This is a genomic window from Nocardiopsis aegyptia, from assembly GCF_013410755.1.
In the GTDB taxonomy this organism is placed as follows: domain Bacteria; phylum Actinomycetota; class Actinomycetes; order Streptosporangiales; family Streptosporangiaceae; genus Nocardiopsis; species Nocardiopsis aegyptia.
On sequence record NZ_JACCFS010000001.1, the window covers coordinates 2320153 to 2337908 of the forward strand.

The 17756-nt window shown below is 72.9% G+C and carries 17 protein-coding genes; 7 read left to right on the top strand and 10 right to left on the bottom strand.

The window, feature by feature from the left end; translation table 11 throughout:
- Positions 1 to 38: 38 nt before the first annotated feature.
- Positions 39 to 1337 (bottom strand): MFS transporter, encoded by a 1299-nt coding sequence (locus HNR10_RS10330; protein ID WP_179822727.1) that lies wholly within the window; start codon positions 1335 to 1337, stop codon positions 39 to 41.
- A 173-nt stretch (positions 1338 to 1510) separates the two neighbouring features.
- On the opposite strand from HNR10_RS10330, the gene HNR10_RS10335 reads away from it, so the two are divergent.
- On the top strand, positions 1511 to 2524 hold the full coding sequence (locus tag HNR10_RS10335; RefSeq protein ID WP_179822729.1) for a LacI family DNA-binding transcriptional regulator: 1014 nt from the start codon (positions 1511 to 1513) through the stop codon (positions 2522 to 2524).
- Between the two features lie 66 nt (positions 2525 to 2590).
- Here the strand turns inward: HNR10_RS10335 and HNR10_RS10340 are convergent, their stop codons facing one another.
- From HNR10_RS10340 to HNR10_RS10350, 3 genes are all read right to left on the bottom strand, one after another.
- Complete coding sequence (locus HNR10_RS10340; protein ID WP_179822731.1) at positions 2591 to 3481, bottom strand: dihydrodipicolinate synthase family protein; 891 nt, start codon at positions 3479 to 3481, stop codon at positions 2591 to 2593.
- Entirely contained in the window at positions 3466 to 4785 is a 1320-nt protein-coding gene (locus HNR10_RS10345) for an aminotransferase class I/II-fold pyridoxal phosphate-dependent enzyme (protein WP_179822733.1), read from the bottom strand. Before HNR10_RS10345 ends, HNR10_RS10340 begins: the two co-directional genes overlap by 16 nt.
- 125 nt (positions 4786 to 4910) lie before the next feature.
- Complete coding sequence (locus HNR10_RS10350) at positions 4911 to 7364, bottom strand: beta-glucosidase (protein WP_179822735.1); 2454 nt, start codon at positions 7362 to 7364, stop codon at positions 4911 to 4913.
- Positions 7365 to 7563: 199 nt separating this feature from the next.
- Here HNR10_RS10350 and HNR10_RS10355 point away from each other — a divergent pair, with 199 nt between their 5' ends.
- Both HNR10_RS10355 and HNR10_RS31165 read left to right on the top strand, forming a co-directional pair.
- Positions 7564 to 8868 carry a DNA recombination protein RmuC gene (locus HNR10_RS10355; protein WP_179822737.1) on the top strand — a complete coding sequence of 435 codons (1305 nt, stop codon included), beginning with the start codon at positions 7564 to 7566 and terminating at the stop codon, positions 8866 to 8868.
- A 214-nt stretch (positions 8869 to 9082) separates the two neighbouring features.
- Positions 9083 to 9652 carry a DUF6542 domain-containing protein gene (locus HNR10_RS31165; RefSeq protein ID WP_179822739.1) on the top strand — a complete coding sequence of 190 codons (570 nt, stop codon included), beginning with the start codon at positions 9083 to 9085 and terminating at the stop codon, positions 9650 to 9652.
- Between the two features lie 87 nt (positions 9653 to 9739).
- On the opposite strand, the gene HNR10_RS10365 is transcribed toward HNR10_RS31165, so the two are convergent.
- From HNR10_RS10365 to HNR10_RS10375, 3 genes are all read right to left on the bottom strand, one after another.
- Positions 9740 to 9988: an exodeoxyribonuclease VII small subunit gene (locus tag HNR10_RS10365; RefSeq protein ID WP_179822741.1), complete on the bottom strand. Its 249-nt coding sequence runs from the start codon at positions 9986 to 9988 to the stop codon at positions 9740 to 9742.
- 67 nt (positions 9989 to 10055) lie between these two features.
- Positions 10056 to 11321: an exodeoxyribonuclease VII large subunit gene (gene xseA / locus HNR10_RS10370; protein ID WP_179822742.1), complete on the bottom strand. Its 1266-nt coding sequence runs from the start codon at positions 11319 to 11321 to the stop codon at positions 10056 to 10058.
- Positions 11322 to 11624: 303 nt separating this feature from the next.
- Positions 11625 to 12089: a DUF3060 domain-containing protein gene (locus HNR10_RS10375; protein ID WP_179822744.1), complete on the bottom strand. Its 465-nt coding sequence runs from the start codon at positions 12087 to 12089 to the stop codon at positions 11625 to 11627.
- Between the two features lie 117 nt (positions 12090 to 12206).
- On the opposite strand from HNR10_RS10375, the gene HNR10_RS10380 reads away from it, so the two are divergent.
- Together HNR10_RS10380 and HNR10_RS10385 are read left to right on the top strand one after the other, a co-directional pair.
- Positions 12207 to 12578 (top strand): hypothetical protein, encoded by a 372-nt coding sequence (locus HNR10_RS10380; RefSeq protein WP_179822746.1) that lies wholly within the window; start codon positions 12207 to 12209, stop codon positions 12576 to 12578.
- Positions 12575 to 12877, top strand: a complete 303-nt coding sequence (locus HNR10_RS10385; protein WP_179822748.1) for a transcriptional regulator — start codon at positions 12575 to 12577, stop codon at positions 12875 to 12877. Before HNR10_RS10380 ends, HNR10_RS10385 begins: the two co-directional genes overlap by 4 nt.
- Positions 12878 to 12949: 72 nt before the next feature.
- Here HNR10_RS10385 and HNR10_RS10390 read toward each other — a convergent pair whose 3' ends face one another.
- Positions 12950 to 13720: a hypothetical protein gene (locus HNR10_RS10390; protein ID WP_179822749.1), complete on the bottom strand. Its 771-nt coding sequence runs from the start codon at positions 13718 to 13720 to the stop codon at positions 12950 to 12952.
- 295 nt (positions 13721 to 14015) lie between these two features.
- Here HNR10_RS10390 and HNR10_RS10395 point away from each other — a divergent pair, with 295 nt between their 5' ends.
- Complete coding sequence (locus HNR10_RS10395) at positions 14016 to 14987, top strand: 4-hydroxy-3-methylbut-2-enyl diphosphate reductase (protein WP_179822751.1); 972 nt, start codon at positions 14016 to 14018, stop codon at positions 14985 to 14987.
- A 105-nt stretch (positions 14988 to 15092) separates the two neighbouring features.
- On the opposite strand, the gene HNR10_RS10400 is transcribed toward HNR10_RS10395, so the two are convergent.
- Entirely contained in the window at positions 15093 to 15629 is a 537-nt protein-coding gene (locus HNR10_RS10400) for a DUF4245 domain-containing protein (RefSeq protein ID WP_179822753.1), read from the bottom strand.
- A 245-nt stretch (positions 15630 to 15874) separates the two neighbouring features.
- Positions 15875 to 16483 (bottom strand): TetR/AcrR family transcriptional regulator, encoded by a 609-nt coding sequence (locus tag HNR10_RS10405; protein ID WP_179829655.1) that lies wholly within the window; start codon positions 16481 to 16483, stop codon positions 15875 to 15877.
- A gap of 193 nt (positions 16484 to 16676) precedes the next feature.
- Here HNR10_RS10405 and glpX point away from each other — a divergent pair, with 193 nt between their 5' ends.
- Positions 16677 to 17699 (top strand): class II fructose-bisphosphatase, encoded by a 1023-nt coding sequence (gene glpX / locus HNR10_RS10410; protein WP_179822754.1) that lies wholly within the window; start codon positions 16677 to 16679, stop codon positions 17697 to 17699.
- The last annotated feature ends 57 nt before the right edge of the window (positions 17700 to 17756 follow it).

Below are 17756 nucleotides of genomic sequence, written 5' to 3' on the forward strand. Positions count from 1 at the left end.
TCCGGTGGACGGCCCGCGGACGGGTGGTCGGTGGGCGGCTAGCGGACGCCGCGGACGAAGAGGAGGGCGAGCGCGCCCAGGAGGCCCACCGCCGATCCCACGAGGAAGAGGGAGCCGTAGCCGCCGAGGTGGAGGATGATCGCCGAGGCGATGAACGGGGCGATGATCTGCGGCCCCGCGGCGGCGATGTTCAGCACGCCCATGTCCCGGGCGGCGTCGGCGTCGCTCGGCAGGACCAGGGTGGCCAGGGCGGTGTCCACGGCCATGAAGCAGCCGAACGCGCCGCCGTTGACGACGGCGAACACCAGCATCCCGGTCCAGGTCGGGGCGAAGAACGGGATGAGCATCGCCAGCGCGGACACGGTGCCCGAGACCAGGGCGAAGAGCCGGCGCCGGTCGAGGCGGTCCGAGAGCGGCCCGCCGACGGCGGTCACCAGGATCGTGCCGGCCGCGGTGACCATGGTGAACACGGTGACGGCGGCGGCGGGCGCCATTCCGGCGGGCAGTTCGATGAAGTAGTCGAAGATGTAGAGCTGGAAGCCGAGGATGAGGAAGTAGCCGAGGAAGAGCAGCGCCCGGCCGAGGAAGACCAGCGCGAAGTTGCGGTGGGACAGCGCGGACAGGAACCGTCCGAGAGCGGCCGCCGGTCCGGCGGAGGCCGTCGCCTCCTGTGCGGGCAGCTCGTCGCCGCGGGGGTCGTGCGTGAGCGAGGTGAGCAGGACCGCCACCGCGACGACGATCCCGCCCAGCACGATGTAGCCGATCGGGAGCCGGGCGGTGAACAGGGACGCCAGGCCCGTGCCCACGACTCCGGCCAGGGAGAGGGCGACGCCCATGAACGCGGCGGCCGTACCGCGTCTGGCCGGGGAGACCCGGTCGGGGATGACGGCGGTGAGGGCCGCTTGGTGCAGGTTCATGGCGCCCTGGGCCAGGCACCAGCCGATCACGATCATCAGCAGGGAGTCGGCGTAGCCCAGGACGAACACCAGCAGGAAGCCGGCCACCGCGCCGCCGAGGATCCACGGGTTGCGGCGTCCCCAGCGCGACCGGGTGCGGTCGGACAGCGCTCCGCCGATCGGGTTGAAGACGGTCCCGAAGACGGCGGCGATGCCGGAGACCACTCCGAGGTTGGCGACGGCGGCCTGCTCGTCGCCGGGGGTCAGGGCCTGCACCTGCAGGGGCAGGAGGACGGCCCCGATGCCCAGGTAGAAGGCGTAGACGGCGAGATTGCCCAGCCCGAGCATCGGCATGAGGCGGCCCATGCCGCGCCGGCCGGCGGGGGCCTGGGAGGGCGGTGACCACTCCGCGTCCGAGCGGGGGGATGTGTGTTCGGACATCTGGTTTCTCCCTGGTGTGAACCCACGAGATCTAGAAACGCCTGTTCAGGCTCCGGTTATGCGATTAAGCTAGGTTAGACGTTTAACCTTGTCAATACATTCGACATCAGGAGTTCACACCGGGAGTGGTCCCGGGGACCGGACTCCCCCGGCAGGCAGGGCAAGATAGCCGCATGACTTCGATCCGCCCCCGACCCGCGACCATCACCGACATCGCCAAGCGCGCCGGAGTGTCCACCGCGACCGTGTCGTACGTGCTCAACGACGCCCCGGGCTCCCGTATCCCGGAGAGCACCAGGACCCGGGTGCGGTCCATCGCCGACGAGCTGGGGTACGTGCCGCACGCGAGTGCGCGGTCGCTGCGGAAGGGGTCCAGCGATCTGGTCCTGTACGTCCAGATGGACGTCGTGCACGGGCCCCTGGCCGCGGAGTTCCACCACCAGCTCACGCTGCGGCTGCGCGACATGGGGTACACGCTGCTCCAGTACGGCGGCGAACGGCACCGGGGCGTGAAGGCGGCGCGCACGTGGGCGGCGATGCGCCCCAGCGCCGTCATCGTCGAGCACGAGCGGCTGACGCCGGCCGGCATCGAGCTGCTGCGCAAGTCGGACATCCAGGTGATCGCGACGGGCGTGGCCGCCGAGGCCGTCAAGGGCGACGGCGTGTCCACGCTCAACATGGACGACCTCGGCGTCGGTCACCGCGCCGGCGAGCACCTGGTCGGACGCGGGTACCGTGACCTCGCCGCCGTCGTGCCGCGCGGCAACGTGCTCCGGCGCATCGGCACGCTGCGCCTCCAGGGCCTCCAGGAGGCCGCGGCCCGGGCCGGGGTCGGGGCCACCGTGCGCTCCCTCGACATGGACTGGTCGCCGGAGAGCGCCGCCGAGGTCGTCCGTACCTGGCTCGACGAGGGGTTGCCGGAGGCGGTGTTCGGCTACAACGACGAGTTCAGCGGACTGCTCCTGGGAGCGCTTCAGGACGCGGGGGTCCGGGTGCCCGAGCAGACCGCCCTGGTGGGCGCGGACGACGTCATGCTGTGCCGGATGCTGCGTCCCCGGCTGACCAGCGTCCGCCTCGAACCCGCGAGCATCGAGGCGACCGCCGGGGAGATCATCCGGGCGGTCACCGAGCGCACGGAGGTCCACCTGTCCCCGTGGACGCCGGTGCTGGTCCGACGGGACACCTGAGCGGGCGCGGCAGCGCCGTCAGCGTGTCCTCGGTCCCCGTCCCCACCCCGCGCGCTCCGCCGCGGTTCACCCCAGTCCGAGGTCCCCGACCACACGGGCCACGCGCTCGCGCTGGTCGGCGGGCAGCCCCAGGATCGGACGCGGCAGGCAGTGCGGAGCGACCAGCCCCAGGTGTTCGGCGATCGCGGCGACCACGCGCAGGCTCCCGTGGGCGGCGAACAGGTCCCACAGCGGTCGCAGCCGCTCCGACTCGGCGTCGGCGGTCGCGGTGTCACCGTCGAGCGCGGCGCGGGCCAGGGGCAGCACGGCGCCGGGGACGGTGCCCGCCACGACGGAGTACCACGCCCGGCAACCGGCGGCCAGTCCGGTGGCGGCCGACCCGTCACCGGAGACCCCAACGCTCACATGGTCGGGAACGGCCCGGCGGACCGCGTCGACGCGCTCACGGGCGGCCACCGGGTCCAGCGGGACCGGCGGGATCTTGATCGCCGCCACGTTGGGCAGCGCGGCCACGCGCGCGTACAGCTCGTCCGAGAAGGTGACGTGCGTCGTGGCCGGGTTGTCGTAGACCACCAGGGGCACCGACAGCTCCGCGGTGACCTCCTCGTAGAGCCCGAACACCTCCTCGTCGGTGAGCTTCTGATAGCTCACCGGGGCCAGCAGCACCGCGGCCGCGCCGGCCCGCTGGGCGTCCTCGGCCAGGGCGCGCACGTGGGAGGTGCGGAGCGAGCCGATGCCGACGATGACCGGCACCTCCCCCGCCGAGCGCACGGCGGCCCGGGCCACCCGGCCGCGCTCCTCGCGGTCCAGGTAGGCGTAGGAGCCGGTCGATCCCAGCGCGCCGACGGAGTCGACGCCCGCCTCGGCCAGCCGCGTGACGAGGCCGGTGTAGGCGCGTTCGTCGAAGCGGTCGTCGCGCAGCGGGGTCAGTGGGAAGGCGCTCAGGCCGGTGAACATGGTCTCTCCTGGTCGGTCGGGGCGAGGATGGCGGACAGGCACGCGGCGAAGGCCTCGGCCTGCTCCGGGAGGAGGGTGGAGGTGGTGACCCGGACCGCGGACCGGCGCGTCAGGGTGAACGCCGAACCGGGGCGCACGGCCCACCCGCGGCCGGCCAGGTCCGCGACCACGGCCGGTTCCGGTGCGTCGGCCAGCGGGATCCACACGTTGACCCCGTCCGCCCCCGGCAGCCAGGGCAGGCCGCGGGCGTCCAGGGCGTCGGTCAGCAGCCGGCGCCGGGACGCGTACACCCGGGCCGCGTGGTCCAGGCGCTCCGGAGTGGCGGGATCGGTGAGCACGCCGGCGACCAGGTGCTGCAGCACGTGGCTGACCCACGCGGCCGCCGTCAGACGGGCCCGCAGCCGGGCGGCGGTGTCCGGGTCGCACACGGTCATCCCCAGGCGCAGGTCCGGGCCCAGGAACTTCGAGACCGAGCGCACCAGCGCCCACCGGGCGGTGGCGGCGGGGGTGACGCGCCGGTAGGGCGTGCGCGCCAGGGCGGAGAAGTGGTCGTCCTCGATCACCAGCACCTCCGGGTGATCGGCCAGGAGCGCGCGCAGGCGGCGGGCGCGCTCCTCGGTCAGGCTCGCCCCGGTGGGGTTGTGCGCCCGGGGCGTGCACACGACCGCCCGCACCCCCGCCCGCAGGGCGGCGGCCAGCCCTTCGGCGGTCATGCCGTGCGCGTCGACCTCCACGGGCACGGCGCGGTACCCGTTGAGCCGGAACGTGCCGATGCTCGACAGGAAGCACGGGTCCTCGACTGCGATCGCGTCCCCGCGGGTCAGGTGCGCGCTCAGCACGCGCTCGACCGCGTCCACGGCCCCGTGGGTGAGCACCAGCGTTCCGCCCCCGGCGTCGGGGACCACGTGCTCCTCGGCCCAGCGGCTGAGCCGCGCGTCGATCCCGGCGGAGCCGTACAGGACGGTCGAGTACCCCTGGAGCCCGGGCAGGTCGGGCAGGAGCTCCGGGTCGGGGTTGCCGTCGGCCAGGTTCACCGCTCCACCGGCGGCCTCGGCGCCCTCGCCCGCCACCGGCACGAGGGCACGCACCACCGTGCCCGCGCGGCGGCGGGTCTCGACGAATCCCGCCGCCGCCAGCGCGGCGTATCCGGCCGCGACGGTGTTGCGGTTCACCCCCAGCCGGACGGCCAGCGCACGTACCGGCGGCAGCGGGTCGCCCGGGCGCAGCCGCTCCGCGGCGATGAGGTCGCGCACGGAGTCGGCGATCGCGGCCGCGGAGTCCCCGGTGATGGTCGGTTCGGACATGCCCCCAGCCTAGGAGAGTTTGTCCTAGGACAAAAATCGAACCCGGCGCCCGGTGCCGGTGGTCGGCCCGCAGGCACCCGCGGACCCGTGGCGGCGGCCGTCCGGTGCCGCCGCCACGGAGCCGGCTAGGAGAGCTCGACGCGGGCGGTCAGGCGGGTGTCGGCGTAGGAGCGGCCGACCAGGAGGTCGTAGCCGCCCGGGACGAACTCCCACTCGTCGGCGTCCTCGGCCCACCGGCGCACCGCCGAGCGGGGCACGGTCACCTCCGCCTCCGCGGTGGCGCCCGCCGCGGCGCGCACGGTGGCGAATCCGGCCAGGACGCGCGCGGGCCGGTCGCCCGGTTCGCGCGGGGCCAGGTAGACCTGCACGACCTCGTCGCCCTCGCGCTCTCCGGTGTTGGTCACCCGCACCCGCACGAGCGCCAGGTCGTCCCCCTCGGTCGGCTCCACGTGCACGGCGTCGTAGCGCCAGGTCGTGTAGGACAGCCCGTGCCCGAAGCAGAAGGCGGGCTCGGCGCCCGCCCGCTCCCAGGCCCGGTAGCCCACGAAGACGCCCTCGGCGTAGTCCAGCGCGCCCTCGTCCGGCGCCACGCCCAGGACCGGCACGTCCTCCTCGCGGGCGGGCCACGTGGTGGGCAGGCGGCCGGAGGGGGCGCGGCGGCCGAGCAGGACGTCGGCGAGCGCGCCGCCGAGCTCCTGGCCGCCGAACCAGGTCAGCAGGATGCCCGCGACGTCCTCGCGCCAGGGCATCGTCACCGGGGCTCCGGTGTTGACGACCACCACCGTGCGTTCGTTCACCTCGGCGACCCGCGCGACCAGCTCGTCCTGGCGGCCGGGCAGCGTGAGCGTGGACCGGTCGAAGCCCTCCGACTCCACGTCGGCCGTGGTGGCGACCACGACCACGGCGACGTCCGCGTCACGGGCGGCGGCGACCGCCTCCTCGATGAGCTCGTCGTCGCCGGCCATCGGCGCGCGGTGGGTGAGGGTGAAGCCGATGAACGCGAAGTCGCCCATCCCCAGGTCCTGGTGGGCCTTGGACACCCGCACGCCGACCTTCTCGCCCTCGGTGAGCGCGACGGTCGCCGTGGTGGCGGGCGGGTCGAACATGGCGGCGGCGGGGTCGTCGCCCTCGAAGTCGAGGTCCCCGTCGAACAGCACCCGATCGCCCACCGTGAGGCGGTACCGCCCCGCTCCGGTGACACCGAACACGTGCTCGCCGGAGGTGGTCGGGGTGAAGTCCCCGCTGACCTCGATCCGGTCCAGTTCGGCGTTGGTCACGCCGTCGGGGAGTTCGCCGATCCAGCGTGCGGTGCCGTCGGGCAGCGGTTCGGAGGCGAGCGTCCGGCCGTCGGCCGCGTAGAAGCGGGCCGTCATCGGGACCTCCACGGGCGGCAGGCTCGCCCGGGGGTCGGTACCCACGGCGTAGGAGAGGTCGACGCTGTCGGGCAGGGCCGCGCGCAGACCCTCCAGCGGGGACACGGTGCGCTCGGCGAAGACGCTCGCGCTGCCGCCGCCGCTGGTGCGCGCCTCGGCGGCGGCCAGGCCGATCAGCGCGACCCGGTTCACGCCCCGCGGGTCCACGGGCAGCGCGCCCTCGTTGCGCAGCAGGACGAAGGAGCGGGTGGCGACCTCGCGGGCGACGGCCCGGCCGTCCAGCTCGGCGGGCCGGTCCCGCGGCGCGACGACGGGGTCGGCGCCCTCCAGCAGGCCCACGCGGGCGGCCAGGAGCAGGACGCGCCGGGCGAGGGCGTCCACGGCCTCCTCCGGGACCCGGCCGTCGCGGACCGCGTCGACCAGGTGCTGGCCGTAGACCGTGTTGGGGCCGGGCATGGCCACGTCGAGGCCGGCCAGGCAGTCGCGGACGGTGTCGCGGGCCGCGGTCCAGTCGGAGACGAGGAAGCCGTCGAAGCCCCACTCGTCGCGCAGGACGGCGTTCAGGTCGGCGTGCTCGGTCATCGTGACGCCGTTGACCTTGTTGTAGGCCGACATCACGCCCCAGGGGCGGGCCCCGCGGACGATGCTCTCGAAGGGCGCGAGGTAGATCTCCCGCAGCGTGCGCTCGTCGGCCCGCACGTCCACCGTGAACCGGTCGGTCTCGGAGTCGTTGGCGACGAAGTGCTTGACGGTGGTCCCCACTCCCCCGTCCTGCACGCCGAGGACGTAGGCGGTGCCGATCTCGCCGGTGAGGTAGGGGTCCTCGGAGAAGGTCTCGAAGTGGCGCCCGCCCAGCGGTGAGCGGTGCATGTTGACCGCCGGGGCCAGCAGGACGTGGACGCCCTTGCGGCGTGCCTCCTGGGCCAGCAGGCGGCCGGCCTCGCGGACCAGGGCGCGGTCCCAGGTGGCGGCGATCGCGGTGGGGCTCGGCAGCTGGATCGACGGGTCGTCGGGGGTCCAGCGCTCGCCGCGTACGCCCACGGGGCCGTCGGACATGACGAGGCGGCCGAGCCCGATGTCGGGGTTGGCGGCGACGGACCACATGGAGTCGCCGGAGAGCAGGCGGACCCTGCCCTCCAGGTCCAGTGCGGCGAGGGCCTCGTCGGCGCGCCGGGCGCGCTCGGCGTCGTCGGTCGGTGCGGTCATGTCTCTCCGTTCGTCGTCAGCCCTTGCGGCTGGTCGCTGTGGCGCGGGGTTTCCCTACCGATCACTCGGTCAACTCCGAGCTTAAACGAATAACCACGAGCTGTGAAGCACGTCGCACCGATGTCCGTTATGAGAGGGCTTCTCCCCACCCTGCGTGGCGAGGGGCCCTCGGGAGCCGGGGCTGACACCATGGAGCGCCATGGACGGCCTCGTACTCGTACTCATGCTCCTCATCGGACTGGCCATCGGCGTGGCCGTGGGATGGACGCTCGCGCGCGGACGCGACGCCGAGGCCCGGGCCGACGCCCGCGCCGCCGAGGAGCGGGCGGCCTACGTGGAGGAACAGCTCGCCGACCGGTTCCGCGCGCTCTCGGCCCAGGCTCTGGACCAGACCAACCAGCGCTTCCTCGAACTGGCCGAGGGGCGGCTGCGCGCGGTCAGTGCCGCGGCCGACGGCGACCTGGAGGAGCGCCGCCGCGCGGTGGAGCGCATGGTGGAGCCGCTCACCGCGACGCTGAACCGGGTGGAGACCCAGCTGCGCGAGGTCGACGCGGGGCGGGCGGCGGCCCACGCGGAGCTGGCCAAACAGGTCGAGAGCGTGCGCGAGGGCTCCGAACGGCTCCGGGACCAGACGCAGTCCCTGGTCACGGCACTGCGGCGCCCCGAGGCCCGCGGCCGCTGGGGCGAACTCCAGTTGCGCCGGGTGGCGGAGCTGGCGGGGATGAGCGCGCAGTGCGACTTCGAGGAGCAGGCCGCGACCCCGGACGGGTCCCAGCGGCCCGACATGGTGGTGCGCCTGGCCGGCGGCAAGAACATCGTCGTGGACTCGAAGGTGCCGTTGGCCGCCTACCTCGACGCGGTCGAGGCCCGGGCGGAGGACGCCGCCGAGGACCGGCTGCGCGCGCACGCACGCCAACTGCGCACGCACGTCGACCAGCTGGCGGCCAAGTCGTACTGGGCCTCCTTCACCCCGGCCCCGGAGTTCGTGGTGCTGTTCATCCCCGGCGAGGCCTTCCTCGCACCCGCCCTGGAGTACGACCCGGGGCTGTTGGAGCACGCGATGGCCCGACGGGTGCACATCGCGACCCCCACGACGCTGATCTCCCTGCTCCGCACGGCGCAGTACGCCTGGCAGCAGGAGGCGCTGAGCGAGAACGCCCGGGCGGTGTTCGACCTGGGCAAGCAGCTGCACGCCCGGCTGTCGACCCTGGGCGGGCACGTCGAGGGGCTCGGACGGGCCCTGACGCGCACGGTCGGCGCCTACAACCAGACGGTGGGATCACTGGAGAACCGGGTACTGGTGACGGCACGGCGGTTCAACGAGATCGGCCTGGTGGACGGCGAACTCGACCGGCCCACCGGAGTGGAGGACCTGCCCCGCACCGCCGCCGCCCCCGAACTGACCGACATGGACGCGAGCCCGGCCGACGATATTCGGCGAGTGGAAAATCGGTCCAATGGCTCGACCCAAAACCCCGCATCCGAAGACGCTCACGGACGGTGATGAAGACCCGCCGCGCGGTCCGCACGGGCGTACTGACCGATTTCCGCCAGAACCTCGGCATCCCATCCCGGTGTCCAAGGGAGAGGAAGGAGTGTTCGGCGCGGAAGGGGTCAAGTAGCCGAAATGACGACACGATCCCCGGAAAAGACGAGGGATCTTCACGAGAAGTGACACACTAAACACCGTGAGTAACAAACTTGGGAGGCGTACGGTCGTGCCTCAGCGCAAGACGGACGGTCCGGCCCCCGGACGCGCCCCGTACTTCGTGCGAACGCAGGACCGCGGCCACAACGGACCAGCCGTAGGACAGCCGACGCGCGCCGGCGCGCGTCCGCGGACGCCGCAGGGAGCGCCGGGACCGCGCACGGCCCCGGCCGCCTGGCGGCCACCCCGGTTGACCGGTCGCGGCGGCATCCTGCTCATCATCATCAGCAGCTTCACCGGAACGATGGTCGCGCACTGGACCGAGACCTCCGCGCCGCCGGGGGTGGCCTTCACCCTGGCCTGCCTGGTGACCGCGGCACTGGTCCGCCCGACCGACCTGCTGTCACTGTCCGTGAGCCCGCCGATCGCCTTCTTCGCCTCCGTGGTCGCCGCGGAGGCCGTACTGGCCCTGGGCAACGAGGGGTTCGCGCGGGTGCTGCTGCTGGGTCTGGCGTCGCGCCTCGCGGAGGTGGCTCCGTGGCTGTTCCTCGGAACCGCCCTGGTCCTGGTGATCAGCGTGTTCCGCGGCCTGCCCGGCAACATCCGCGAACTGGGCGACGAGCTCAACGGCCGCAGGTAGCGGACGGGCGCCGCCGGCCCGCTCCCGGGCCGCCCCGACGCGCTCGCCGCCGCTCCCCCGCCGCCGGACCGCTCGCGCGCCCGACCCTCAGAAGGGCGTCTCCTCGTCCTCGGAGGTCTCACCACGGCGCTCGTCCATGGCCGCGGCCATCGTGGCGCGGGCCCCCTCCAGCCACTGTTCACACGTCTTGGCCAGCTCCTCGCCCCGCTCCCACAGGGCGAGCGAGTCCTTGAGGCTGAGGCCGCCGGACTCCAGGCGGCGCACGACGTCGGTCAGCTCCTCCCTGCACTCCTCATAGCTCTGCTTCGGCTCGGCTGCCGCGCCCTTGTCGGCCATGTCTGCTCCCGTCGGTGATGGTCCCCGGCCGGGCCGGGTGGTGTCGCTGTCGTCGGTGCCCCGAGGGCTACTGTTCGGCGTCGTCCGTGTCGGCTCCGCCGCCGGCTCCGTCCGTTCCGGCCGCGGGGTGCACGGCCGCCACGGTCGCGGAGAGGCTGTCCTCGGCAAAGCGGATCCGCAGCTCCTCCCCCACGTCGGGCTCGGCGGCCGAGCGCACCACCGACCCGTCCTCGCGCTGCACGATGGCGTAGCCGCGGGCGAGCGTGGTGGCCGGGGACAGCGCGTGCAGGCGGGCCCGCGTGTGGGCGAGTCCGTCGGCCGAGCGGTCCAGCGCCACGGTCAGGCTGCGTCGCGCGCGGTCGCGCAGGTCCACGACCTGTTCCGTGAGCCGGTCGATCTCGCGGACCGGGTCGGCGAGCGCCGGACGCGAGCGCATGCCCTGGAGCCAGGACAGCTCCCGCTCCACCGCGCCCTGGAGCACGCGCCGCGCCCGGTCGCGGAGCTGGCGGACCAGTTCCATCTGCTCGCCGACGTCGGGCACGGTCTTCTTGGCCGCGTCCGTGGGGGTGGAGGCGCGCACGTCGGCGACGTAGTCCAGCAGCGGCGCGTCCTGCTCGTGGCCGATGGCGCTCACCACGGGCGTGCCCGCCTCCGCGACGGCGCGGACCAGTGCCTCGTCGGAGAAGGGCAGGAGGTCCTCCAGGGAGCCGCCGCCGCGCGCGATGATGATGACGTCCACCTCCGGACGCGCGTCGAGGTCCTTGAGCGCCTCCATCACCTCGCGCACGGCGCGGTCGCCCTGCACGGCGACGGGGCGCACCTCGAACCGCACGGCGGGCCAGCGGCGGCGCCCGTTCTCCAGGACGTCGCGCTCGGCGGCGGAGTCGCGTCCGCAGACCAGCCCCACCGTGGAGGGCAGGAAGGGCAGCGGGCGCTTGCGCGCGGCCTCGAACAGGCCCTCGGCGGACAGGGTGCGGCGCAGCTGCTCCAGGCGGGCCAGGAGCTCGCCCAGGCCCACGTGGCGGATCTCCAGGGCACGCAGCGAGAACGTACCGCGCACCTCGTAGAAGTCGGGTTTGGCGTGCACCACCACGCGGGCGCCGGCCTCGGGCGGCGGGCTCTGCGCGTCCAGCACGGAGGTCTGGCAGACCACGCGCACGGACACGTTGGCCACGGGGTCGCGCAGGGTGATGTAGGCCATCCGGCCCCGCCGGTTGAGCTCGGCGATCTGGCCCTCGACCCAGATCCGGCCGAGGCGGCCGATCCACTGGCCGACGGCGTTGAGGACGACTCTGACCGGTTGCGGCGCCTCGGCGGAACTCTCCATGCCCATGACACCCGAGCCTAGGCCAGGGGTACGACAGCCCTGCCCACCCGTCTCCCGCCACCGCCCGCCGGGAGCGCTCCGCACGATGGCGGGCTACCACCCTCAACCGAGGCCCTCGGCCCAGCCCTACCCACCCGTCTCCCGCCACCGCCCGCCGAGAGCGCTCCGCGCGATGGCGGGCTACCACCCTCAACCGAGGCCCTCGGCCCAGCCCTGCTCATCCACCGCCCGCCGCGCCCGGCGACGGGCCCTGGGGCACGCCCGGGGGCGCGCCCGGGGGCGCGCCCCGGTGCGGTGCCCCGGTTCCGCTCACGCCTGCGCGTCGCCCCCGGCGGAGATCTCGTTGCCGGTGCCGACGTCGATGATCGAGGGCTCGCCGGTCGCGTGGTACACGGTGTTGTCGGCGCCCACGACGTTGATGGTGTCGGCGCTGCCGACGTGCACGGTCATGTTGCTGCCGAGGACGTTCACCCGTTCGCAGGTGCCGTTGAGGACGACCTCGCCCGCGCTGGCGGTCACGTTGACCGTACGGCCCTCGCAGTCCTCGGTCACGGTGCCGTCGGCGCTGGCGATGGTGAGCGAGCCGTCCCCGTCCACGCTGACGGCCGGGTCGCCCTCGGAGTCGACGGAGACCTCGCCGTCGCCGTTGCCGACGCTGACCCCGTCCTCGTCCACGGACACCGAGCCGTCGCCCCAGGGCAGGTCGACCGAGCAGCCGGTCACCCAGAAGGCGGCGGCCAGGACGGCTGCGGCGGCCAGAGGTCGCTTGATCATGAGGAGCCCTTCGCACGAGGGGGCGTGCGGTACGCCCCGTCAGCTAGGTAGACGTCCGGAACCCGCTCCCGGTTCCCGGACATCGAGCGCGTCCGGGACACGACCCGCGCGGTCCCGGTGCCGGGCTGGTACTACCCGGTCCTCGGGCTGCTCGTCGCCCCCTACGGCCTCCTCTTCGTCCTGCCCGACACCGGTGTGTGGAACGTCGTGTACTTCGCGGGGATCACCGCGTTCCTCGCGGGCACCCTCCTGCTCATGCACCACGGAGTGAAGCGGATGGGCGTGCTGCGCTGGCTGACCTTCCAGGAGCTGCGCCCGCTGATGATCGCCGCACTCGTCCCCATCACCGCCGCGGTCGCGCTCTTCGCCGTGTCCGGGGACCGTTGGGTCTGGCCCGGGCTCACCGTCGCCCTCGGGGCCCTCATCGCCCTCTTCGGCCCCTACCACCGCCGCACCGGCCCGTACTACCGACGGGGCGGAGAGCGTTGAGCACCACGACCGACCCCGCCGACGGCTTCGACACGACCATCCACGCCCCGCTGCGGCTCAAGGTCTGCGCGATGCTGAGCGCGGCCGACCAGGTCGAGTTCGGCACCGCGCAGGAGCAGCTCCAGGTGAGCGCCTCGGTCCTGAGCAAGCACGTCGGCGTCCTCATGGACAAGGGCTACCTCCGGCAGAGCCGGGCCACCCGCGAACGCCGCCGGCGCGTCTGGCTGTCCCTGACCGAGCAGGGCCGGTCCGCCTACGAGGCGCACGTGGCCGCGCTGCGCGCGATCGTCGAGGGCTGAACACGGCCGAGCCCCCTGCCGGACGTCCGGGAGGGGGCTCGGTGCGCGTGCGGGTGCGGGTGCGGGTGCGGACTACTCGCCCGACTCCAGCTTCGCGATGCGGTTGTCGTACATCTTGATGAACTCGGGGCGGCCCTGGTGGGCGACCTCGTAGGCGCGCAGGTCGCGGACCTGCTCGATGGTGAGCTTGCGCAGTCGGGCGCGGATCGACGGCAGGGTGAGCTCGTCGTAGGTGGGCACGGCCAGGTCCTCGACCGCGGGGGCGGCGCCCCTGCGCACCTTCTCGAGCACCTCGTCGCTGGCCACCTCGGTGTGGGCCTCGGCGACGGCGAGCTCCTCGGCGATCGCCGCGCCGTCCTTCTCGACGTCGACCGCGGGGGCGGGCTTGGCGGGCTCCGGCTCGGCCGCGGCCTTCGCGGCCTCCTCCGGCGCCTCGACGACCTCCGCGGCCTCGACCGCCTCGGGGTTCGCGGCGGGCGCCTCGTCTGCGCCGGATCCGGTGGAGGACTCCTCGGTGGAAGCCCCCTCGGCGGAGGTGTCCTCGGCGCTCTCGGCCTTCTCCTGCTCGGCCTTCTTCTCCTCGACCGCCGGCTCCGCGGCGGCGTCGGTGGCCTCGGTGGCCTCGTCCTTCTTCTCGGCCTGCTCGGCGTCCTTCGCCTCGGCCGACGCGGTGGGGGCCTCGTCGGTGGTCTCGGCGGGGGACTCGACCGTCTCGGCCGCCGTGGTCGTGGACGCGGTGTCCTCGTCCTTCGTGGCGGAAACGGTGGCGGTGACCGGCTCCTTTCGGCCGAAGATGCCCTGGACCAGGGTCTTCAGCTTCGTGGCGATCGTCGGGTTCGACATAGGACGGGGGCTCCTGATGATCTCGGCGGTTGGGCCAGCGGCGCGCGTCCAGCAAACCAGGCAAGGCCGAGTTGAGGGCGAACCGCCTATAACAGATGTGATGGTGAACCAGGATAGAGGAGGGAGGAACACCATGAGCGGGGGATAAGTGAACGATTTCGCCACGTCGAAGCGGAAACGCATACGCTCCGTCACAGTACCGTGACCAACACCGCCGAACCGCCGGGTATGCCCACTTCAATGCGCTTGCCCACACTCGGACACCGGACCGTTCATCGCACCTAGGATGTAACACATGACTGCGACGACGACTGCGACGAATCAACGCCGTGTGCTACTCGCCAACCCCCGGGGCTACTGCGCCGGTGTCGACCGTGCGGTCATCACCGTCGAGAAGGCCCTGGAGCAGTACGGCGCGCCCATCTACGTGCGCAAACAGATCGTGCACAACACCCACGTGGTGCGCACCCTGGAGGAACGCGGTGCGATCTTCGTCGAGGAGACCGAGGAGGTGCCCGAGGGCGCCATCGTCGTCTTCTCCGCGCACGGGGTCTCCCCGGCCGTGCACGAACAGGCCGAACGGCGACAGCTCAAGACCATCGACGCCACCTGCCCGCTCGTGACCAAGGTGCACAAGGAAGCCAAGCGCTTCGCCTCGGAGGACCGCGACATCATCCTCATCGGCCACATCGGCCACGAGGAGGTCGAGGGCACCAGCGGCGAGGCCCCCGAGCACATCCAGATCGTCGAGAGCCCCGACGAAGTGCACAAGGTCGAGGTCCGCGACCCCGACAACGTCTCGTGGCTCTCCCAGACCACGCTCTCGGTGGACGAGACCACCCAGACCGTCGACGCCCTGCGCCAGAAGTTCCCGAACCTGCTCGACCCGCCCAGCGACGACATCTGCTACGCCACGTCCAACCGCCAGGACGCCGTGAAGGCGATGGCACCGGAGTGCGAGCTGGTCATCGTGGTCGGCTCGGACAACTCCTCCAACTCCGTCCGGCTGGTGGAGGTCGCGCTGGACGCCGGCGCCGACGCCGCCCACCTGATCGACAACGCCTCCCTCATGGAGGACGCTTGGTTGGAGGGCGTGACCACGGTCGGCGTGACCAGCGGCGCGTCCGTGCCGGACATCCTGGTCCGCGAGCTCCTCGACAAGCTGGCCTCGCACGGATACGGCTCCGTCAGCCCGGTCACCACCGCCGACGAGACCCTGACCTTCTCGCTCCCCAAGGAACTGCGCCGGGACCTGCGCGCGGAGTAGCGCCCCGGTACACACGAAGGGACCCGCGCCGAGCGCGGGTCCCTCTCTCGTGTCCGCCGCGGCGCACGGCGGCGGCCGCTCAGGACGGCGGGCGGACCGGCACGGTCACTCGGTCCCCGCCGCGTCCGTCTCCAGGCCCCCGGCCAGGTGGGCGAGCTCGTCCACGTCGGCGCTGCCGGCCACCACCAGGGTCATGTCGTCCCCCTGCAGCACCAGGGCGCCCCAGTCCTCGGACTCGTAGTGCTCCCACTCCCGGCCGCCCACGGCGACCGTACCGACCGGCTCGGCGTCCTCGACGCTCTCGGAGACCACGGAGGCCGGGTCGTCGTCGCTCTGGATGAGCCGGGCGTGGCTGTCGGCGGCCGTGGCGAAGCCCACGCTCCACTCCACGGGACCGGTCACGTCGAGGGTGGAGCTGGTGGGCGTCCACCCCTGTTCGACGAGGTCCTCGGCGGGCACCGTCACCGGATAGTCCGCGGCCTCGCGCAGGACGTCGACGTCGGGACGGTAGTCCACGGAGGGGATGTGCTCGCCACGGCGCGTGGAGACCACGAACGCCATGGCCAGCAGGATCGCGACGAGGATCCCGAGGGAGATGGCGTAGTTCTTGAAGGTGGCGTTGGACCGGCTGTACTCACTCATGACAGCTCCCAGCTTGCCCCAGGCCCGCGACCCCTCTGATCCGGGGTGCCGCTAGGGCGTGTTCCGTGGATGCCGCCCGTCGCGAGCGGCGTTCCAGTGGTGCTCTCGCAAGGCCGAAGAAGGAGCCGTCCCGGTTTGGCCGTTGACTGATGAGAACGAAGCGAGAGCGCCGCTGGGGCGTCGCGCAGCAGGGTGGGTATCCGCGGAACACGCCCTGGGGCGGGTGCCGGCGGCGCCGGGGGCGGTCAGGACCGGCGCTCGAACTGGGAGAGCAGCGCCGTGATGTCGTCGGCGAGCTTTCGCGCGTCGGCGTCGTCGCGCCGCACCACCTCGGCGACGGCCAGGAGCATGGCCCCGCTCACCACGATGAGCAGCGCCTCGTCCACGGGTTCGTCGGCCTTGCGGAACAGGGCCACGTTGCGGTCGCTCCACTGGGTGAGCCGGGCGCGGAGCTGGTAGTCGAATCCGGGAGGGCCGTCGCCGCTGAAGAACAGCCGCGCGGTGTCGCGCTCCTCGATGCTGCCGAGCAGGTACGCGCGGGCGGCGATGTTCATCAGCCGTGTGGGATCACTCTCACCCTCGGCCCGGGCGTCCACCACCGCCTGGTGGGTGCGCTCCTGCTGGCGCTGCTGGAACTCCTCGTACAGCGCGAGGTAGAGGTCGGCCTTGCCGGTGAAGTGGTGGTACAGGCTGCCGACGCTCGCGCCGGCGACGGAGACGACCTCGCTCACGCCGGCCTTGGCGAAGCCCACGGTGCGGAACACCTGGGCCGCCGCCCTGAGCAGAGCACTGCGTGTGGCGGCTCCGCGCGGCGAGACCCGCACGGCCTTCTCCGGCCTGTCCGTCTTGTCCACTGTCACGCCCTCACTCCGGTCCGGGTCAGGCCAGCGTAGACGGTCACCGCCACCGCGCGCCCGTCGCGGGTGGCGCCCGCCGGCGACGGGCGGTGTGACACCCCGAACGACCCGTGACAGTCGGGGAACACGTCGGGTGACTACCCTAAGACGTGTATCCCCGCCCTGATCCCTGATGGAAGGTGTCACCTCCATGTCGCAGTCCGCGAGCTCCACCGCGCAGTCCTCGGTGCCCGACAGAAACCTCGCGTTGGAGCTGGTCCGCGTCACCGAGACCGCAGCACTCGCGGCGGCCCGCTGGGTCGGCAAGGGCGACAAGATCGGTGCCGACGGGGCGGCCGTGCGCGGCATGCGGCACATGATCAGCACCGTGTCCATGAACGGCACCGTGGTGATCGGTGAGGGCGAGAAGGACAACGCCCCGATGCTCTACAACGGGGAGAACGTGGGCGACGGCGGAGGCCAGGGCTGGGACGTGGCCGTCGACCCCATCGACGGCACCACGCTGACCGCCATGGGCATGCCCAACGCGATCGCCGTCATCGCGATGAGCCCGCGCAACACGATGTTCGACCCCTCCGCGGTCTTCTACATGGAGAAGCTGGCCGCGGGCCCCGAGGCCGCCGACGTCGTGGACATCGCCGCGCCGGTCGCCGACAACATCCGGGCGGTGGCCCGCGCCAAGGGCAAGTCCCCGCAGGACGTCACGGTCGTCATCCTGGACCGGCCCCGCCACAAGCAGCTCGTGCAGGACGTGCGCGACGCGGGCGCCCGGATCAAGTTCATCAGTGACGGCGACGTGGCGGGCGCGATCATGGCGGCCCGCGCGGGCACGGGTGTCGACCTGCTGCTCGGCATCGGCGGCACCCCCGAGGGCATCATCACCGCCTGCGCGATGAAGTGCCTGGGCGGCGTCATCCAGGGGCGGCTGTGGCCCAAGGACGAGGACGAGCGCGCCAAGGCCCTCGCGGCCGGCCACGACCTGGGGCGCGTGCTGCACACCGACGACCTCGTCTCCTCCGACGACGTCTTCTTCGCCGCGACCGGCATCACCGACGGCGAGCTGGTCGGCGGCGTGCGCTACGAGGCGTCGCGGGTCATCACCGACTCCCTGGTCATGCGCGGGCGCAGCGGCACCGTCCGCGAGGTGCGCAGCGAGCACCGCCTGAGCAAGCTGGCGGCCTACAGCGGCGTGGACCTGACCTCCGCGCCCTGACCCCGCGCCCCGGTCGACGTGTCGGCCCGGACGGACCCCGGCGTCCGTCCGGGCCGA